A 450-nucleotide genomic window follows, 5' to 3' on the forward strand; every position below is an offset into this window, starting at 1 on the left:
CGGCCATGCCGTTGCTCTGCGGGCTGCGCACAGGTGTGGTCACCGGCTGCAAACCGATCTGCCGAGCAAACAGGCGCGTCTGTTCGGCGGTGTACGCCGAGCCGTTATCGCTTAGCCATTGCACCGGCGTGACGGGCAGTTGATCACCAAAGCGCTTCTCCACGCTTTCCAGCATCAAGTCGCGGATATCATCGCCGCTGTACCCGGTCGGGCTGGCGATCCAGCCGATGGCTTCGCGGTCACAGCAGTCAAGGGCGAAGGTAACGCTCAGTTTGGCGCCGTCCTCACAGCGGAACTCAAAGCCGTCCGAGCACCAACGCGTATCGCTGGTTTTCACGGCAATACGGCCTTCGTGCCGACGCGGCACGCCGGGCTGTTTGATCCGCCGTTCAAGCAGCAGATTGTGATCACGCATCACCCGGTAAACCCGCTTCACGTTGATCGCGGGCA

Annotated in this window: 1 protein-coding gene; it reads right to left on the reverse strand. The window is 62.2% G+C overall.

The genetic code is table 11. The features are described from left to right. On the reverse strand, positions 1–450 hold a 450-nt coding region (locus ACODSJ_RS24725; protein ID WP_489104226.1), incomplete at both ends, for a DDE-type integrase/transposase/recombinase.

The sequence above is a fragment of the Pseudomonas sp. FG6 genome (assembly GCF_057809015.1).